The sequence below is a fragment of the Dietzia sp. Alg238-R159 genome (assembly GCF_900537145.1).
Taxonomy (GTDB): domain Bacteria; phylum Actinomycetota; class Actinomycetes; order Mycobacteriales; family Mycobacteriaceae; genus Dietzia; species Dietzia kunjamensis.
Map to the genome: position 1 here is coordinate 1 of NZ_UNRI01000009.1, position 18,086 is coordinate 18,086.

Annotated in this window: 16 protein-coding genes and 1 pseudogene; 14 read left to right on the top strand and 3 right to left on the bottom strand. The window is 64.1% G+C overall.

Annotated features, from left to right (window positions below; translation table 11 throughout):
* Nucleotides 1–82 precede the first annotated feature (82 nt).
* Both G6R20_RS15760 and G6R20_RS15765 read left to right on the top strand, forming a co-directional pair.
* Nucleotides 83–436 (top strand): annotated as a pseudogene (locus G6R20_RS15760) (integrase core domain-containing protein); the annotation flags it as partial.
* A gap of 375 nt (nucleotides 437–811) precedes the next feature.
* Entirely contained in the window at nucleotides 812–2,014 is a 1,203-nt protein-coding gene (locus tag G6R20_RS15765) for an IS110 family transposase (RefSeq protein ID WP_346010053.1), read from the top strand.
* A 158-nt stretch (nucleotides 2,015–2,172) separates the two neighbouring features.
* On the opposite strand, the gene G6R20_RS15770 is transcribed toward G6R20_RS15765, so the two are convergent.
* Both G6R20_RS15770 and G6R20_RS15775 read right to left on the bottom strand, forming a co-directional pair.
* Nucleotides 2,173–4,860 (bottom strand): AAA family ATPase, encoded by a 2,688-nt coding sequence (locus tag G6R20_RS15770; protein WP_163376942.1) that lies wholly within the window; start codon nucleotides 4,858–4,860, stop codon nucleotides 2,173–2,175.
* 70 nt (nucleotides 4,861–4,930) lie between these two features.
* Complete coding sequence (locus G6R20_RS15775; protein WP_163376943.1) at nucleotides 4,931–6,058, bottom strand: hypothetical protein; 1,128 nt, start codon at nucleotides 6,056–6,058, stop codon at nucleotides 4,931–4,933.
* A gap of 510 nt (nucleotides 6,059–6,568) precedes the next feature.
* Between G6R20_RS15775 and G6R20_RS15780 the strand changes: the two genes are divergently transcribed.
* From G6R20_RS15780 to G6R20_RS15805, 6 genes are all read left to right on the top strand, one after another.
* Nucleotides 6,569–7,249: a hypothetical protein gene (locus G6R20_RS15780; RefSeq protein ID WP_163376944.1), complete on the top strand. Its 681-nt coding sequence runs from the start codon at nucleotides 6,569–6,571 to the stop codon at nucleotides 7,247–7,249.
* Nucleotides 7,250–7,368: 119 nt separating this feature from the next.
* Nucleotides 7,369–7,662: a hypothetical protein gene (locus G6R20_RS15785; protein WP_163376945.1), complete on the top strand. Its 294-nt coding sequence runs from the start codon at nucleotides 7,369–7,371 to the stop codon at nucleotides 7,660–7,662.
* 409 nt (nucleotides 7,663–8,071) lie between these two features.
* The gene (locus G6R20_RS15790) at nucleotides 8,072–8,344 is read left to right on the top strand and encodes a hypothetical protein (RefSeq protein WP_163376946.1); all 273 of its coding nucleotides are present in this window, start codon (nucleotides 8,072–8,074) and stop codon (nucleotides 8,342–8,344) included.
* 185 nt (nucleotides 8,345–8,529) lie between these two features.
* On the top strand, nucleotides 8,530–9,060 hold the full coding sequence (locus tag G6R20_RS15795) for a hypothetical protein (RefSeq protein ID WP_163376947.1): 531 nt from the start codon (nucleotides 8,530–8,532) through the stop codon (nucleotides 9,058–9,060).
* A 228-nt stretch (nucleotides 9,061–9,288) separates the two neighbouring features.
* The gene (locus G6R20_RS15800) at nucleotides 9,289–9,558 is read left to right on the top strand and encodes a hypothetical protein (protein WP_163376948.1); all 270 of its coding nucleotides are present in this window, start codon (nucleotides 9,289–9,291) and stop codon (nucleotides 9,556–9,558) included.
* Nucleotides 9,559–9,769: 211 nt separating this feature from the next.
* Complete coding sequence (locus G6R20_RS15805; protein WP_163376949.1) at nucleotides 9,770–10,012, top strand: hypothetical protein; 243 nt, start codon at nucleotides 9,770–9,772, stop codon at nucleotides 10,010–10,012.
* Nucleotides 10,013–10,160: 148 nt separating this feature from the next.
* Here the strand turns inward: G6R20_RS15805 and G6R20_RS15810 are convergent, their stop codons facing one another.
* The gene (locus tag G6R20_RS15810; protein WP_163376950.1) at nucleotides 10,161–10,343 is read right to left on the bottom strand and encodes a hypothetical protein; all 183 of its coding nucleotides are present in this window, start codon (nucleotides 10,341–10,343) and stop codon (nucleotides 10,161–10,163) included.
* Nucleotides 10,344–10,553: 210 nt separating this feature from the next.
* Between G6R20_RS15810 and G6R20_RS15815 the strand changes: the two genes are divergently transcribed.
* From G6R20_RS15815 to G6R20_RS15840, 6 genes are all read left to right on the top strand, one after another.
* The gene (locus G6R20_RS15815) at nucleotides 10,554–10,907 is read left to right on the top strand and encodes a hypothetical protein (RefSeq protein WP_163376951.1); all 354 of its coding nucleotides are present in this window, start codon (nucleotides 10,554–10,556) and stop codon (nucleotides 10,905–10,907) included.
* Nucleotides 10,908–11,590: 683 nt separating this feature from the next.
* Nucleotides 11,591–12,190 carry a hypothetical protein gene (locus G6R20_RS15820; protein ID WP_163376952.1) on the top strand — a complete coding sequence of 200 codons (600 nt, stop codon included), beginning with the start codon at nucleotides 11,591–11,593 and terminating at the stop codon, nucleotides 12,188–12,190.
* Between the two features lie 269 nt (nucleotides 12,191–12,459).
* Nucleotides 12,460–12,663, top strand: a complete 204-nt coding sequence (locus G6R20_RS15825; protein ID WP_163376953.1) for a hypothetical protein — start codon at nucleotides 12,460–12,462, stop codon at nucleotides 12,661–12,663.
* A 433-nt stretch (nucleotides 12,664–13,096) separates the two neighbouring features.
* The gene (locus tag G6R20_RS15830) at nucleotides 13,097–14,098 is read left to right on the top strand and encodes a CHAT domain-containing protein (protein WP_240341513.1); all 1,002 of its coding nucleotides are present in this window, start codon (nucleotides 13,097–13,099) and stop codon (nucleotides 14,096–14,098) included.
* Between the two features lie 251 nt (nucleotides 14,099–14,349).
* Nucleotides 14,350–15,849 carry a DUF262 domain-containing protein gene (locus tag G6R20_RS15835; protein ID WP_163376955.1) on the top strand — a complete coding sequence of 500 codons (1,500 nt, stop codon included), beginning with the start codon at nucleotides 14,350–14,352 and terminating at the stop codon, nucleotides 15,847–15,849.
* A complete protein-coding gene (locus tag G6R20_RS15840; RefSeq protein ID WP_163376956.1) occupies nucleotides 15,846–17,987 on the top strand; it encodes a DUF262 domain-containing protein in 2,142 nt (713 codons plus the stop codon). Before G6R20_RS15835 ends, G6R20_RS15840 begins: the two co-directional genes overlap by 4 nt.
* Nucleotides 17,988–18,086: the final 99 nt, after the last annotated feature.

The window sequence follows — 18,086 nt, forward strand, 5'->3', positions numbered from 1 at the left end:
TATCGAGACCGTCGAAGACGGCGAACTGGCCGCTGACCTGGTCGCCGATTCCATCGCTGAGCAGGGCCGGGCGCCGGGGTATCTCCACGCCGACGGCGGTGCGGCGATGACCTCGAAGCCGTTGGCCTCGCTGCTGTGCGATCTGGATGTGACCCGGTCGCACAATCGGCCGCGGACCAGCAACGACAATCCCTACAGCGAGTCCCAGTTCAAGACGATGAAGTACACGCCGGACTACCCCGAGCGGTTCGCCAGCATCGGCCAGGCACGGGCCTGGATGAACCAGTTCATCCACTGGTACAACCACCAGCACCGCCATAGCGGGATCGGACTGCACACCCCGGCCAGCGTCCACGACGGCACCGCCGAGACCATCCGCGACAGGCGCCAGCTCGTGCTCGACGCCGCCTACGCCAAGCACCCCGAACGGTTCAACCGACGACCACACCCACCCCGACTCCCAGAGAAGGCGACCATCAACGACCCCGCCGCCCGAGAACCCGAAACTAGCCAAGCTCAACCGACTACCGCACGTCTCATTTGATTTGACGCTGATAATGGAAGTGCCTGGGAGTCGGAGTGACTCTTGATTTGACTGACGACCCTGCCCGGGGTCTGTCCTTGGCTTGATCTGCCCTCCGGCTCCCAGACACTGGCTCGGCTCGCCCGGGGTCCATGACCTCATAGGAGCGTGACCGACACCTGAAACTGGCGTTTTGAGTGTACTGGTCCCGTCAGCGTCCTGTCTGTTCTCCAGGCGACCGGCTGTATAGGTTCCGGATACCGTTGGAGGACGATCACGATGCCTACGATGTCACGCCCGACCGGCCCTGTTGCCGGGGTCGACACCCACGCCGACACCCACACTCTGGCAGTAGTGACCGCCCAGGGCGCGGTCGAGTTCACCGAACAATTCACCGCCGACCGGCGCGGCAATGTTGCCCTGCTCAGGCGTCTGGCCGAGGTCGAGGCCCTGGACAGGGTTGGGGTCGAGGGCACCAGCTCCTACGGCGCCGAGCTGACCCGCACCCTGCTGGCCGCTGGGTTAACCGTGCTGGAAGTGCTGCGCCCGACGCGGCAGGTTCGACGCATGGACGGCAAGTCCGATCCTGTCGATGCGATCGCCGCTGCACGGCAGGTACTCACCGGTGACGGGACCTCGACCCCGAAGCACACCGATTCACCAGTCGAGGCGCTGCGCTACCTGCTCACCGCACGCCGCAACCTCGTTCGCGCGGCCTCTCGGATGATCACCGCGATCAAGTCGCTGCTGGTCACCGCGCCCGATCCGGTCCGAGCCCCGCTACGAGGTCTGACCGACCGCACGCTGATCGCTCGGCTCGCGGCCTGCCGGCCGGGCAGCGACATGGCCGACCCCGCGACCGCCGCGAAGCACACCTTGAGACTGCTGGCCCGCGACTACCAGCGTCTGCATGCCGAGGCTGATGGCCTTGAGGACCGGATGGCCGAACTGGTCACTTCCATAAACCCAGCCTTGCTCGAGGTGTTCGGCTCCGGGACCATCACCAGCGCCCAACTGCTGGTCACCGCCGGTGGCAACCCCGACAGGATCGCCACCGAGGCCCAGTTCGCCCACTTGTGCGGGGCAGCGCCCATCCCCGCCTCGTCCGGCAAGACCCGCCGATTCCGGCTCAACCGCGGCGGCGATCGGCAGGCCAACGCGGCCCTGCACCGCATCGCCCTGGTGCGCATGAACCACGACCCCCGCACCCGCGTCTACGTCGAGCGCCGAACCAACGAAAACCGGTCGAAGAAAGAGATCCTGCGCTGCCTCAAACGGGCCATCGCCCGCGAAATCCACCATGTTCTCCTTGACCCTGACATCGCCGCGCCCGTCGACCTCCGAGCCCTGCGCATCCAGAAGGGAATCACGCTGACCCGAGCCGCCGAAGCACTCCAGACTCGAACAGCGCGCCTCTCCGACATCGAAGCGCGAAGGCGTCCGCTCCCAGACCTCACCAACCGCTACCAGCAATGGCTCACCGCCGCTTGACACACAATAGGAGCATCACGCTCCGCGTCAACGGACAGACCTACGTGGGCGCCGGGCACAACGTCCTGGCCCGTTGCATGAACGCCGACCTCACCCGGCTCGGCTACTGAGCCACCAGACCAGCCCCCGCACCACGTCAGGTGCGGGGGCTCGGCGGTTCAGGGCCGTAGTTTGCGCATCTCGTTTGCTAGTGCGGCTTTCATGTCGTGGTCATTGAGGGTTGTCAGGTCGTCGTTTGACGGGTTGGACACCTGCGATAGTCGTACTGCCTGTTCTTGTTCGGCTCTGGCGACAAGGTTGCGGGCAAAACGGCCGTTGCCGAAGGTGCGCGACTGGTTGAGTCCTTGGCGTTCGATGTCCTGCATGGCGGCGTGGAGTACCTGCATGGCGTCGTTGGAGATCCGAGAGCCACTACTCTTCACCATGCCGAGGACAATCTGGACGAGCTCATCGGCGCTGTAGTGCGTAAACGTGATGTGGCCGCTGAACCGGTTGCGAAGCCCAGGGTTGGAGTCGAGGAACTTCTCCATGTCTTCGGAGTAGCCAGTAGCTACAACCACAAGCCGGTCCCGGTCGTCCTCCATCCGCTTAAGTAGGATTTCGATAACCTGGGTGCCTGCAGCGTCCCCACCCATGATCCCGTCGGATTGAAGCGAGTAGGCCTCGTCGATGAGTAGCACTCCGTCCATCGCTTCGTCCAGGCGCTCACTGGTCATTGCTTCAGAACCGCCGTAACCCTCGGCGACGAGTTTGGACCTGTCGACCTCGACGACGTGCCCGGATTTCAGGGCGCCGAGTGCCCGGTAGACGTCGCCGATGATCCTGGCTATGGAGGTTTTTCCCGTGCCGGGCGGGCCCGCGAAGATGAAGTGTTGGGTGATCGAGGCATCGCCGCTGGGCAAGTCACGCTCCTGGCGGAGCTTGTGGAACCTGGTCGTGGCGATCATGTCGTGAACCTGCTTCTTCACCTCGTCCTGTCCGACCATGGCGTTGAGTTCAGCGAGCACCTCATCGAGGGTGCGGTTGGAGGGCTTTCGGGTCAGCGACTGACCCCCGCTTGTGCGGCGGATCTGGTCGGGGTTACCGCCCACGTGGACGGTCGCGTCCTCGAGCTCCTCGATGGACGCTTCGCTGCCCTCCGGGGCGATGAAGGCACCGATGTTGATGGTGGAGCCGCTGTCGGCGTCGATCGGGGTGGTCTTCTCCTGGGTCACTACCTGACCTACCGCAATCCTGCCGCCAGTCTCTGCGCGGATCGCGATAGAGTCGGTCGATCCGCGTTTGGTCAGCCACAAGGTGTGCTCAACAGTGACCTGCCCTTCCTTGTCGACAGCGACATGCGACACACTGCAGTTTTCCAATTCCGCGACCCCACGGCTGCAGCCCAGGAAGCCGAGGTCGGAGTTCATGGCGTGCAACTTCCCGCCGGAGACAACGCTCACAAAGCCCGAGCCGCTGTACTTGTCGTAGCGCACCTCGCAGTTCCTCATCGTCGTCGTCCCCGAGGCCGTCCCGACTGACGCCACTTGTTTATCGTCCGAGCCGAGAGGGTGGTCGATGACCACGTTGAACAGAGTCATGCTGCGCCCCTGCATGTTGGCGATGGCAGGATTACCTGCTTCGCCTCGTACAGTCAGGTTCGACAACGAGAGAGAGCGTCCTGTGCCGGGCCCCAGAGTGCCGCTAATGATGTTGAGCACGGTTCGGTCAGGTGCGCCGGTACCGAGGAATTTGATGTCGTTCAGCATGGTTCCCGGTAGCCAGTACTCGCCTTCTTCCAGGTAGACCGTGTCGCCGACCTCTAGTTGGCTGCTGATCGCCGTTTTCCAATCGTGGCCGTCCACGGCCCTCCATGTCACGGCCCTGCCGGCGTGGACTTGAGGTCCAGGGTGGCCGATTGGCCCGATCGGTGTGCTGGGCTGAGGCATGCCCGAGCGGCTGGCCGCGGGGCGCTGCGCCCCCGTGGAGGCCTCCCTTTGGCTCAGGAAGGCCGATGCGGCCTGCTTGGTTGTGTCCAACAGTGAGGCCCACGGTGACACACTCGCCGGCTCGGGTAGAAGGCCGCGCGACTGGGCGGTAGGCGTTGGCTGGGTGTTCGGGGGTTGTGCTGCTTTAGTCGGCGCTGGTGGTGGTGCCGCTTGGCGTTGTTGTTGCGAAGCCTTTAGTGCAGCCTGCTTCACTGCCTCACGCAGGTGTCGGCCCTGCAGCCCGGCAGCGACAGCCTGCCGTGCAGCCTGGTCGATTACCCCAGCCTCCTGCCGGGCCGCCTGGTTGGCTGGGGGGCCTCCCTCGGGTGCTATCTGCCCGTATTCGGGGACTTGCACGACGGTTCCCCCGTTCACGGTCGAGACGTCCACGGCCGACGAGCTCGGGCTGACGTGGAGTTGCCCGCCATCGACGAGGACCCGGCCGAGGGCTGACCCGAAGGCCCACACCGAGGTGTTCTTGCCTATGTAGACGTCCGGGTGCGCTGGCCGCATCCGCGTGGGGGCCTCGACGATGACGTTGTGCACTGCCAGGACTGACCCTGGTTGGACGGTCCTGAACGCGAGGGCGGTCTTCGCTATCCGTGTGCATTTGATGGTGCAGTTGGCCAGCACCGAGTTTCCTGCGAACTCGAGCTGGCCTCCGGACAGGATGGTTTTCTGCGGCGAGCCTGTGCCGACGAGCTGTAGCCCGTTGATCGTTTGTGAGCCGAAGGCGTACTCGTTCTCGACGTTGATGTTGATTCGATCTCCGGGCTTTGCGTTCGAGACCAGGTGCGTCACGCCGATCCACTTGTCGGCAGCTCGTTGCATCCCGCTCTGGGCCTGAGGTGTCGAACCTCCCAGGTTGTGTACCTTCATCTGTCACCTCGTCCTATCTGGGCCGCACAGGCCGGTGGCTGGTGATCGCCGCCAGGAGCTGGCGGGTGCGTCACCGGTCAGTGAAACAGATGTTCACGCCGTTGGCCGGGTCGAAGGCCTCTCCTCGCTGCGGGAAGAAGATGGCGGCCTTGCGGTAGGCGCGTTTGCCGTTGCAGGTGCCCACGTCGAAGGCGACGACGGTGGCGGGGGCTTCGTGGGTTCCCACTCCGGCTTCCCGCCAGTTACCCAGACCTGCGGCTTCCGCTTTGTCGCCACCCCAGGAGTTCCAGGTCACGTCCATGACCCGGCCGGTGGGGTCCCCGCCGAAGTAGATGATGCCCGGCTGGGACTGGCCCAATCCTTTGCCGTTGCTGGCCATCGACCCGAACACCACGTCAGCGTCCTGCCCTGAGGGGCTGTCCGCGGCTGCTGGTGTTGCCGGGCCGTCGAAACGCTCGGACTTTTCCCTCGACAGGAACACGCCACTGCCGGTGCTGGTGTTCCAGCAGGTCAGGCCGGGCTCTTCTGAGGCGCATACCCAGTCTTGGAAGTAGTACTGCTTGCCGTACTCCGCGACCGGCACCTGATAGCCGTCGCTGGCCGGCTGGTTCATCCACCCGGTGGTGCCTGACCCGATCGTTGGTTCACCGATGCGGTTGGCGGCGAACGGGAAGATCCACTTGCCCTTCCGGTTCCCGACCGACTTCTCGGTTCCCAGTGGGCTACTCGGGGAGTTGAAGCTCTTAATTCCGCACAGGCCCTGGCTCCCGCTGTCGTCGGGCGCGTTGAAGTCGCAGCCGATGTTGCCCGACGGTGTCAGCAGGTGCGCGGACTCGAGCTTGCTGTAGCGGCCCGTGTAGGTGGGCAGTGGTTCGGCGGTCGCCGGCCGGGGCCCTCCCCCGCCCGGGTACGCCCCGGCCACAGGCGGCACCGCGTCCGGGGCGTCGCGCTGTGCGGGCGGCTCCTGGTTCGCGACCGGCTCAGGGGCGGGCGGGTACTCGCCACTGGAGGGGACGGTGACTGTGGTGGTCGCTGCGCCGGCGTCCTCGCTGTTGCCGGCTGTGCTGGTGGCGATGAGCGCAACCACTGCGATCAGTGCGACCACCACTGCCACGCTGAGGGCGATGAGGATTTTGACCAGAAGGGAATTGGTGGGGCCGCCGCTCTCCTGGGGCCAGTTGCCCGCCGGGTTGTCCATAGTCACTCCCTGTTGTTGTGCCGGTGCCGGGTGCGCTCCAGTCAGTTCCAGTTGGCGTTCGGGTGACGGTCGCTTCGGGATGTCCCGGGCGTGCGGCTAGTGGTCGCGCGCTCAGCCCTGGATGGGGTGTGCGCTGCACCGATGCGGTGCGAGAGTGATCTAACCCGGAGGAATCGGGATGCGCCAGGGGCGCAAAAGGCCCGGCGAGCTGCGAAAAGGACAGAGGTGTCCCCTCTGCGTATTTGCCGTCCAACCCTATCACACCAGCAAGTCGTTATTGAAACGTAATCAATTATAGCTACTTTTGCAGCTCCGCTTGAAGCGATCACCACGGCGTCATCCCCAAATCGGGAGCGCATCCCCTGCCGCCGGCCTCGACGCCGCCACCTCAGCTTCGTCGGCCAAGAGTCCTTCGCGGCCAGACGGCCCACGCAGCTGTAGTCGACCCGGCGGCACGACCCGCCGATAGTCTCACCGCATCAGGCCCTCGACACGAAAGACACGATCACCATGACCTCGACTTCAACCCTGCGATCCCGCGCCGCCGCAGCGGTGGCGATTGCCGCCTCCACCGCCCTGGTACTGGGCGCCTGCTCAGACTCAGACACTCAGACCAGTGCCGCCACCACGACCGAGACCGTTGAGCCCTCCCAGAGCCAGAGCCAGAGCCAGGGCAACGCGGACGATGAGGCAGAGGCGGGCCCGCTGGGCAGCCCCTACAACCCGATGCCGCTGGACGGGCCCGTCCAGCTCAACGATGGCCTACAGCTCGCCATCGACAACGTCCGCACGAACGTGTCCGGCAGTGAGATCGAGTCCAGGATTTGTGACCGTGCGCGGGACTACGGCACCGCCGTGGAGATTGTCGTGACCAACCCGGCCCAGAACAGCGAGAGCGTCATGTTCGGCAACTACATGGTCGAGTTTTTCACTAAGCAGCCAGTCCCGGGCGAGGTGTTCTACAAGACAACAGGTGAGTGCTTGGAATACGACCAGGAACAAACCACCTGGCAATGGGCCAGTAACGGCGCCTTCGGGGATGGACTTCTGGAGCCCGGAGATCAGATGGTCTACACCGCTTACCTCGACGAGAGTCCCGACGAACTGACAGGTCTGGAAATCGTTCCGGGCATAGATGTGCCCCGTAACGAAGCCATCTATACAGATTTCGGTGAGTTTTCCGCCAACTGAAACCACGCCCGCCTGCACAGGGGCACAGCAACTGCTGCACCGGCATGAGCGGCGGAGACAGTAGTGGCACAGCGCAGCACCGACCAGGGCGCCGCGCACCGAACACCCGAAGGATCACCATGACCGTCACGGCTACCGCCCCCACCGATCCGACGTCCACCGCCATCCACGGCCCCGCCGGCAGGTACACCGTCGTGTTCACCGGCGCGCGCGACACCTGCGGGCCCGGCGTCATCTCCGCCAAGGGCGCCCACCTCCTTGACGATGGCCGCTACTCGATCGGCATCGAGATCAGCGACGGCTACACCGTCGCCAACAACGACTGCTTCCGCCGCATCATCGAGATCCTCGGCTGGAAGGTCGACTCCATCGACGGACTTCTACACCCGGACGGGCACACCATCTGGCTCTGAACCTCCAGCTGAGCCCCCGCACCACGTCAGGTGCGGGGGCTTCGCCGTCTGCATCCTGCCCGCGAGGGCTGTCTCCCCGGGAGACACCGCCCCGACCTGTCCGACCATCGGTGCAGGCCACAGCCGCATTTGAAGACGTTCGTCAATCTAGAGCCGCTTTTCGTCAAAGTAGAGCGCCGGGCACCCCACGACCCGCATAGACGCAGCTCCTAACCCCAGTTGGGCGGCCCCGATCTGCCTGTTCGGGCACCTTCGTCAATCTAGAGCGACTTTTCGTCAAAGTAGGAGCCCTGCTTCGGCGAGACCCTCAACTTTGGCTGGCCGTCTCGCACTGCTGCACCTGCCAGCGGGCGGGAGATCGTGGTGGCACACCGCGGCGCACCAGCCGCCCACCAGGCAGGAGCCCGCCATGACCACCAACACCAGCTACGCCACCGCAGCCGCCGAGGCCGCCGCCAAGCTCATCGCGGCCGGCGAGATGAACCCCGATGCCACCTGCGCCGAAGCCGCCGGGGTCGCGATCCGTATGCAGCCCGAAGCGGCCGCGGTCGTCGAGTCGCTGACCGTGATGCCCGCCAGCCCGGACTACCAGGCGGCCGTCGACTGGAACAACGCCCTGCTGGACCTGCTGATGTACGCCCACGCCCAGCCTGCCGAGGATCCGATGCCTACCCGCGCGTGAACCGCTGAGCGGCCCGCTCCCCTTGCGGGTGCGGGCCGCTTCCGTCTCCCCGGGGAGACACCGGATCGTGCTGTCCGGCGCTACCCGCAGGTCACCGCACACACCGGCGCATTTTCTGCTGCACCGCCGGCAGCGCGTTGGAGGGTGGGGTCACCACGAAGAACCCGCCCAACGAGGAGCCCACCATGAGCGTCACCTTCTTCCCCGAGGAAGCCCCCGTCGTCGGATACCGCGTCGCCGACTTCTCCGGTGGTAGGGACTCGGAGCTGTTCGCCGACCGGGCCGACGCCGTTGCAGCCAGGTACGCCGCCGAGTCCGCGGGCCGCGTCCTGCCCGGTTGCACCGACCCCGAGGGCATCACCAGCATGGGCGGCTACTTCGTCGAGGCCGTCACCACGGACCTTGACCAGGCGCCGCGCATCAACGTCTCCAACATCAACGCCGTCGGGATCCTGGACCTGCTGGGTTATGCCGAGGACGGGGAGGTTGACCTGTGCGGCTCGTGCGGCGCGGAGGAGTTTGAGGGCCGCGTCCTGACTGCGCTGGCCCTGGCACCGGCGGATGCCGGAGTGCCCGCCTACGAGACCGCCGGCGCCGGCGGTGCCACGGTCGTCGAGTGCGGCCGCCGACCCGGCTACCACCAGGACATCCTGGGACGTCTCCACGAGCTCGCCACCTGGAGCCGCGACCGGCAGCGCACCGTCTACTGGAGCTAACCCAGAGCGCCGGGGCAGACCACCGAGTCGGGTGCCGACCCCGCGGTCCCACGTCCGGGGCTGTCCGCATCGTCTCCCCGCCGGCCCCTACCGCCAGGCATGCCCCTCTCCCCCGCCGGTCTGGGCACTTTCCCGCCGCGGTAGGTCCGGCCGTTCGCGGCTTGCTGCACTCGGGCGGCCTCCATCGACAGTGGAGACACACCAGTTCCCGACTAGGAGGGCAGCACCATGACCGCACCCATCACGAGCCCGTTCACCGAGTTCACCCCCGACACCGTGCCCAACGCCGACGGGCAGGCGCACGTGGCCTACTTCGCCGGCCACACCTCGTTCGTCTGGAACGGAGGGGACCGCATCGGCGTGTGCCCCGGCGGGTACGGAGAGCCCATCACCGCCTGGATCCCCGCACCGCATGGCGCGGCCTCCATGACGGCTGCCCAGGCGCTGCTGTGGATCGAATCCGCCGCTGACCTGTACCTGACCGGCCAGCACGCCTAACCAGCCACCGGGCCGGGCATCGCCGCGCAGACCGCCGGTGATGCCCGGCCACCAGTCGGCCCATCAGGGCCCGAAGAGTGCTGCGCCGCTTTCAGCGCTGTCCCCTCGATGCCCAGGTCAAAGGTGCAGGGCCACCATCGACGTCTGCTGCACCTGGGAAAGAGGGCGAGACGCTGGTGTCACACCGCACAGAGCAACCCAGGAGGACACCATGATCCGCATCCAGATCGCCGCCACCATCACCACCGACGAGACCGCCGACGTTTTCGCCCTGCACGCCGACGTCGCCGCAGCCGCCGAGGACGAGGTCATGTTCACCGTCGCCGACGAGGGCCTGCTCCTCAACGTCGCCGGGCCGGACCTGCCCGCTGTGCTCGCGGTGATCGCCCCCGCCGACGCCCTCGGCCAGATCACCTTCTTCGCCGCCGAGCAGCCTGCTCCGGCCGCAGCCTGATCTCCGGGACCCGAGCGCCCCCACCGACTGGTGGGGGCGCTTTTTCGTGCGACCACAACGGGGCACAGATTGCCCGTGTGCGCCCTGTAGCAAGCAGGGGGCCCCAGCCCGCGTGAGCGAGACTGGGGCCTCCAGTGTGGCCTGTGGCCTACGAACCGACCTTGCTGACGAGGTTGGCGACACTGCCGATCGGCTCGGCGCTGCCCGAGACGCTGCCCAGCGAACCGGTGAACGGCAGGCTCCCGAGGATGTCCCCAATGATCGGGAGGTCGGAGATCGTGTCGTAGGTGCCGAGCAGGCCGGCGATGCTGTTCAGAGATCCAGAGATCATGGTGCGCCCTTTCAGAAGGTTGTCGCCGTGCAGTCCAGATTGACGAGACATGCCGGTGCAGATTGACAGATCTCGGGCATCTCAGCCGAGCCCATCAAAGTAGCCGGGAGGCGGTGCTGACGTCTGGGCGTCCGCAACCTTCTACCTGCGACAATTCCCCGCCGGAGCACGTACGTTGACCCCACGGGCTAGTGGGATGAGGGAGGAAACGTGGAGCAGGACCTGGAATCGATCTACGGGTCGAACTGGACACGAATCATCCGGTTCTTCCCCGACTGGGGACGCGACCATCCGTTGTGGGAGAGCGGGACCGACAAGTACGCGATGGACCCGGAGGACTACGGACTCTCGGAGTCGCTGGGCCGGCGGCTGGCCGAGTGGATGAGGCACTGGGAGTCCAACCGCATCCCGGAGACCGGCTGGAAAACGGCCGACGCGGCCGAAGAGTCCGAACGCAACGGAGACGCACTGGTCGCAGATCTGCGCATCGAGGTAGCCGGCTTCGCTGAGGTCCACGACGAACGGCGACGATCAGACTTTCCCGTCGACTCCTCAAATTCTTAGAGCGCAGCTGGCAAAGAACTCGTCAGCCTGGAATACGTATTCGTCAATCCAGGCCTGTCGGTTCCCCATCAACCTGTCAGCAGGCGCGGTGCCCAACGGCCCTTTGTTTGTCAGCCGCAAGTTGTCACTTATCTGGCAACTTCCGCTCTACTGACAACCCGTGGCAACAGCTGACACGCGTATCCGCTAGCTCTGACGAGACCCGGAGCGCTCCGGAAGCCTTGATCTAAGCTCTCGCTCCGGAGGAGGGCAGCAAGGTTCTGCTGCAGCGAAGTAGTTCAGCGTTGACCTCCAGCCCCCTAGCGGGCCGAACGCGGAAGTTCTAGCTGCCGCCGCCGCCAGGGGCACTGTTGTCGCGCTCGGAAATGTCGCCGTCGACGAAGTCGACGCCGGCTCAGCGGGTCTACCGGACGCGGTCCGGCTGAGCAAACGGGAAGACTGGCCGAGCCCGGACCTGCGAGCGTCGTCGACGACGTGTTGTTGTCCCGCAACTTCCCTTCGGGACTTGAACTCTTCGAACCTCTCTCGCCCCGATGGGTGCCGCACTGCCCGCTGCGGCTTGCCCGGCTGGACGGCACCGATGCGCGTTTAGAGGTGCGGGTCAGACTCCTCTGGTAATAGTGCTTCCTTAAAGTCAGCACCTTTTCGAGTGTGCTGGCTCCGACCGGAAGAGCGGACCCGACATGCCAATTGTGAATGTTCCCATCGACGTACCCGTTGACCTGGCGGTCCGCATCGCTGCGGGCGAACTCTACCGGGACGGCAGCGTTGTCCGTCACGTCATATCTAAGAGGATCGTCAAACACCTGAGTGAAGTCGACCGAGATGCGACCGCGAAGGCCGCCAGCAAGATGCTTGCCGCGGCGAAAGCGAACCCATTGGCAGCTGGCGTAACAGCTGCGGTAGCGGTCGTCAGCGTAGGGGCGGTTGCTGCTACCACCGCCTTGGTTGCGCGCAAGAGGTCGACCAGTGCAACCATCGAACGCTTTGAAGCCGCCCTACGTAGCTATCTGGAGGAAACCGGCCAGGGGCGCATCTCTACAGACGTCATTGACGAATTGGACTCAGCCTGGTCCGCCGCAAAGGCGCTGCCCAATGGCGCATCGCACAGCCTGCAGGCGTCTCCGGTATTCGGTCAGGCAACGCAGGTCATCGCCGGTTTCACTTTCGACTTTGCCAAGGCCAACAACGCCGATGTTTCGGACCTGGTTGCCGCCGGGGACACTGGCACGGACCTCTCAGAGTATCTAGAAGTGCAACGCCGCATTCTCGACGCCGCCTGACCGCTACAGCGTATGTTCGTCGGATGAGAGGGCGAGAATTTGCAAGGGTACTCGCAGGATTGCCAACCAACCCGCCAGTCACTAATGCTTTCGAGCAGTACCACCGGCAGGGCTCGCCGGATCCCCGGACCAGTTACCGCAACCAGCGGGACCACATGGTTGCATGGATGTCGGAGAGCGAAGGTCCTGGCGCTTACGGTAGAAAAACAAGGGGTCGGGATGCGAAAGCCTCGTACAACAGCCTCCGGTGCGCCCCTGCCTTGATCTGGATGGCCGAAGCACTCGGAGAGGAGCCTGAAGTGGTGACGAGCGCTGTAGCTGCCGCCGATGCGGCCGGGCCGAATTTCACCTCCCAGTGCGCAGCAATTCGCAGAGTGGTGCCGTGGTCACGAATCGAAGAGTTGATCGGCCTGCAGCACGAAAAGCCCTCCGGCTTCGGACTGCTTCGGCGCCTCCTGCGCACCTCGAACTGACAACGGGGTGCCGCGGCCACTTGTCGTTCTAACCAGGCGGTAGAGGCTGGTCTTGGCCCCAACGCAGCCCGCGGTTAGACCGTCGGGTGGCTGCCAAAGCCGGAGGAGAGATTGGCCAAGTCCGCACCAATCTGCATCAGATGGACGCCAAGCTCACGGTCCCTCGACAAAGGTCAGCTTGCTGTACACGACTGTCGCCACGCAATGGCATCCGGTTTGGACCAGGGCGCATCAGTCTTGGGCCGTTCCGGGTGTCGGAGGCACCGGATAGCCTGATCGGCAAACCCCGGTTCGAGCGGCTCGTTCGGCATACTTGTGAAAGGCATCCCCCATGAGTGCAGACCAAATTCGGCGAGACCTCGAGCGGAAGATCAAATCACGGGCAGACGCGGAGACAGTCGCTGGGAAACATCGAACTAAAGCGTCGAGTGCAGTGGCGGCGGCGAACAAAGCGCGGGCGGATGCAACAAAAACGACAAGTGCGTCCACAGCGAAGTCGAAGATGTCCGAGGCCGGAAGGCGCGACAAGGATGCCGAGAAAGCAAGCAAGGATGCCGCCGCCGCAGACAAAAAGGCAGCCAGTCTGCGTGGCGAGGAGAGTCGGTTGCGGACCCGCCTGGCCACCGCCGAGACCTCGGAGCGAAAATCCACCGAGCAGAAGCAAAGGAGAGAGGACAGACGTGCCGAGCGCGAACGGGCCGCTGAACGCGCCGACTACGAGGGACGGATCTCCGCTGCAGAAGCGGCCGCGCATCAAGCGCAAAACACCGCAGCGACCTTGCCCCAAACCCTGCCCGAGCCCAAACCCGAGAAGCTGCGTGTTTTGTTGCTCGGGGCTGACAGTCGAGGCGCTGAGATCGGAGAGTGTGGACTTCGTATCGGCCGCGAGCAGCAACGCATCGCTGCGGCCGTAAGGGCCGCAAATCATCGTGACCTGATCGAGATTCAGCCAAGACCAGCTGCGACGACGGAGGATCTACTTGAGGGCATCAGCCAGTTCAGGCCTCACGTGGTGCACTTCTCAGGCCACAGCAACGAGAGTCTCCTCGCTTTCGAGGATGATGATGATGCGCCAAATAGCGGAACGGTTGTGGCTGGCGCCGCTTTCGCCCGCGCAATGCATGCGACGGACGAACCGCCGACGCTCGTAGTCCTGAACTCGTGCGACTCAGCCGCGCATCTGGACGCGATTGTCGGCGAACTCGTCCCGTTCGCTGTGGGAATGACCGATGCCATCGGTGACGGAGATGCCATTATTTACGCTGCACGTTTCTACGCGTCGATCGCGAATGGCCAATCAATCGCCTCGTCTCACGCGGCGGGTCTCGTAGCGCTTGAGTTCGCTGGCCTAGACCCGAAAATTGCGCTTCTGAAGGCGAATGAAGGGCTAGATCCCGCAGCCGCAGTTCTCGTGACAGGAACGGGAACGGCTTAACTACTTGCTACGAGCGTCGGCTTGAATTGGCTCGCCCGGCCTGAGCAAGCGACATGAAACGTAGAGAATCTGTTCTTGGCCAGCGCCCAGGAAGGTCCTAGCCCCGCTAATTCACTGGGCGCAAGCCCGTCGATCCTCCCACCGCGAGAACCGACGGACACGGATCTTGACCATCGCGTCAACTGTGTCGGCGTGGCACTTCATCCACTGCGTTGTGCTTGACCATCGATGGCCTGTGACAACATTGCGCCATGGTCTCAACGGAGGAACACGCATCAACTGAAAGAGAATTCGGCGAGCAACTCACCTCAGAGATCACGTCTGTGGTGAAGCTGATGCAGACGATGAAGTTGGACATCCCCGCTTACCAGCGCCCTTATACGTGGACGGCCAAGAATGTCTCGCAGCTCGTTAGCGACATCCGACGTTTCAGCTCGGCCGGGCACTACCGGATCGGGACATTCATTCTTCACCCCTCCCCCGGCGAAGACGACGACAACGCGGGAAAGTCGCTCGACATCGTGGACGGGCAGCAGCGATTTCTGACATTCGCGTTGATAGCCACCGCGTTAGCTTCCCAAATGGAAGACAAGGACGCGGACCTGACCGCTGTCCTCCACTCGGCAATTTCGGGGGTCACACTCCCGGTTCGCAAGGACGGGCGCAGCGAACGGAACCTGCGCCAAAATTACGCGCATCTGGTGCAGTTGTTCTCCGACTGGGATACCGAGAAGCGCCGGCAGTTCACCGAGTTCTTCCTCGAGGACTGCTCGGTCGTAGTGCTGCGGGTGCGTGACCTCGACGCGGCGTTCCAGATGTTCGATTCACAGAACACACGTGGCCGTGCGCTATACCCCACCGACCTGCTAAAGGCCTACCACCTACGGGAGTTCAGCCAGACCTCGCCGGATCGGGAGGCCATGCTGGCGACGGTCCGCGAATGGGAGGCGGTGGATCCGGCGGAGATCAACCACGTGATAGCGGAGGTTCTTTTCCGGATCAGATTGTGGTCCTCGAACCGTCCGATCCCGCACAAGGGGTTCACCCCGCACGACATCGGCTTGTTCAAGGGAATCAAGGAGGGCGCGAGCGGCAACGCCCGCTACCGGTGGGCGCGCCAGGCACTGCTCGCCAAGGCGTCGGTGGACCGATTCCAGCACGAGAACGCCACGCTGCTGCGACACGGTGTGGTCGAGGAGCTGGAGTATCCGTTCCTGATCACCCAGCCGATAATCGACGGGGAGGCGTTCTTCCAATCGGTGCATCACTATGTGCGCCAGACGCGCCGAGCCGGTGTGCGGTGGGAGTCCACGCCACCGTCGTCCGAGACGGACACGGCCTCTGATCCGGCGCTGAAGGATGTCCTCGAGATCATCAACCAGATGCCGCCCGGCACGGGCAACCGATATGTGCGGGAGCTATTCGATTGCTTTCTTATTGCCTTTGTGGACAGGTTCGGTTGGGAAGACGCGAAAGCTGCGAGCCTTGTGCTTGCCCGCCACACCTTTCTGCTACGGATTCATCTCGAACGGGTGCAGGCCAGTTCCGTGGACCTGCACGCACGCATGGTCCACGATCGCGTGCAGGCCCGCGACGAGAACCTGTTTTCTCAGATCAACCAGGCGATGGACCCGGAGGTCGTATTGTCCCGGCCGGCGCCCGTACTCGAGGCGGACACCATCATCCCGGAGCCGCTCGAGCGCCTGTACTCAGGCTATTCGGCCTCTGACGAGCAGGAGTCGCAGGCATGACAGTCGACGCGACAGCTGACGGCCTGAAGAAGCTGTCTGTCAAGGACGTTTTTGCCGACGACAGGTACCGGGTTCCGCTGTACCAACGCGCCTACGCGTGGACCAAGACAGAAATCCACACGCTGCTGATCGATATCCAGGACGCAAGGAAGAACAGTCTGCGCAACGGCGCGGATCCTGACCCCCGCAAGTACTACATCGGTTCGCTGGTCGTGAACACGTCGCGTTCCGAGGACGATGTGGTGCACGAGGTGGTGGACGGCCAGCAGCGGCTGACCACGCTGTTCGTGATGCTATCCGTGGCACCGGAGGTGCTGGGCCATCCTCAGGCGTGGAGCCACCTCCTGGAGAACAAGCTCAGCTTTGAGGGGCGCTCTGACGCTCGTGACGACCTACTACGGCTTGCACGACGTGGCCCCTCGGCCATCAACAGTCTGCGCACCGACGGCATCAAGAACGCCGCCGAGATCATCCAGTCGGCCGCACTTCGCGGTGCCAGCACCGACGTCGGAGCGGGCACCGCGCCGGCCGACGATCACAGCGCGGCCAAGGATCCAAGTTTCACCGCCGAGGACCTCGAGTACCTACTCGAGCACGTGATGATCCTGCGCACGGACCTGCCTCCCAGCACCGATCTAAATCACTACTTCGAGGTGATGAACACCCGGGGCGAGCAGCTGGAAAAGCACGAGATCCTCAAGGCCCGACTGATCGCGGCTCTCGACGACCCGACGGAAAGAGCAACGTTCTCCCAGGTTTGGGATGCGTGCGCGATTCTGGACCGGCATCTCCAGACACAGTTCTCCCCGTCCAAGACTGACGGCGTGACTGAGCGCGCCCGAATCTTCGGCAGCGAGTGGGACACCCTGGTCCCCCGCAACGGACGTGAGTTATTCGACGCACTAGCCGAGCAACGTCGCGGTGAGAATCAAGCCGATTTGGTGGACGCCAACGTCAACCGCATCTCGTTGGCGGAGGTCCTCGAGACCGGAACACGACCGCAGTCTGGAGAGACAACTGATGAGGCGATTGACGAGTCGGGCTCGTACGGGGCGATCGTTGACTTTCCCAACCTGCTCCTCCACGCGCTCAAGATCTTCCGACATGAGGAGTTCTCCTGGGCAGTAGACATCGATTCCAGACCGGGTGAGGTGCGACTCGAGGACAAGTACCTCCTGGAGGAGTTCGCGCTCCGACATCCTGACGGCGCCGGCCAGGCCCGCACCTTCGATGCCCACCAGGTACGCGAGTTCGCATTTGTCCTGTTCAAGTCCCGCTATCTGCTCGACACCTATGTGATCCGGACGCAGGCCAACACCGCCGGCGATCACGAGGAGAACTGGGTTATACACCGGGCATTCCGCAGGCGGAAAGGCAAACAGTCGCAACAGTTGAGCGCACGGAATACCTTCAGAGCGAACGACTCGGATTCAGATGCCGATGGAAGTGAAGCGGCGGTCCACAGGCAGGTACTACTCCTGCAGGCGATGTTCCAGGTGTCCGACACCCGCCGTTCGTCAAAGTACTTCCTCTTTCAGATGCTCCAATGGCTCCACGCCCAAGATCAGACCTCGCCGGTCCGGGGCAGCGAGTTCGTTGCCCTACTGGAGTCGTCGGCCCGCGATCGACTCGCCGTCCTGTACAGCCCCGACCACGTGAATCTCGGAACAATGGTCCAGAACTTCCTGTTCAACGTGCTCGACTACGAACTGTGGAGACTCGCCGCGGATCAGGGCCGGATGGACCGGCTCCTCGGCTTCGCCACCCAGGTGGGCAGGCTGTCAGCAGAGGTGTTGCGTCGGGATGCGCCGCAGTTCCGGTTCCGGTATCGCACGTCGGTAGAGCACTTCTACCCGTCACAACCGGCCACCGAGGAGGGGCACGAGCAGCTCCCCGGCAAAGATGTCGACCAATTCGGCAATCTGTGCATTATGTCCCGGTCAGAGAACTCGCGCCGGAACAACCTGATGCCCAAGGCAAAGGCCGAGCAGTTCGCCAGCAAGGGACAGAGTCTGAAGTTTCAGCTCATGGCCGAGATCGCAACCAAAAGCGAATGGGGACGCTCGCAGATCGCGTCCCACGGCGAGATGATGACGCAGATTCTGGAGGACGTGATCGACTCCCGCTCGGCTGGCTGAGCGAGCTGTCCGAGCGTCAGTCGAGCAACTTCTCGCGCTATTCGTCGAGGGTTCCCCGTGAGGGCTAAGGCGGCGCGCCCGAAGTGCTACCGCCGACGC